This is a genomic window from Rhodopirellula europaea 6C (assembly GCF_000338295.1).
GTDB classification, from domain to species: Bacteria; Planctomycetota; Planctomycetia; order Pirellulales; family Pirellulaceae; genus Rhodopirellula; species Rhodopirellula europaea.
Genome location: NZ_ANMO01000026.1, coordinates 1 through 533 on the forward strand (window position 1 = coordinate 1; position 533 = coordinate 533).

The 533-nt window shown below is 51.8% G+C and carries 1 protein-coding gene; it reads left to right on the forward strand.

Annotated features, from left to right (window positions below):
* On the forward strand, positions 1–390 hold a 390-nt coding region (locus tag RE6C_RS02270), incomplete at its 5' end, for a hypothetical protein (RefSeq protein WP_039961002.1).
* Between the last annotated feature and the right edge of the window lie 143 nt (positions 391–533).

The window sequence follows — 533 nt, forward strand, 5'->3', positions numbered from 1 at the left end:
TCTCGCGTCTCCATCGCGACGCAATTAATACCTTTGAGCACATCCAATCCCTATCGCCCTACCAATGAACCTGAGACGCTAGCCGGCTCGCTAAGCCGGTGGCGGTTTTTCCCGGTCGCCCTATCCGCGATCATTGGGATCGGGTGCAGTGCATTTCTGCCTTTGATGATCTACTTCATCTTTCGCGACCCCGCAGTCAGAAATGACTTTTTGAGCGGTTACTGGCCGGATGACTTTCTGAGCACTATCGCCTTCGTTGTCAGCTACTTTATCCTCGGCATTTCCTGCCTATTCGCCGCTCGAGCATATTTATATGGGCGATATCGCGTTGGCATGGTGCTGAACCTTATTTTCTTTGCCGTGTTTCTCTTTGGTGTCATCCTTGGCTGATTCTTCCTGCGTCACAGTTTCAATCCGAACAATGCAGTTGGCTTTGAATTCACAAGAGCGGGGAACCATCGCGTGAACCGGAGAACGCGAGCTAAGCGATTTGGCCGTTAGAAACTTTCTCGCGCGTTCCCGGTTACGCGTGA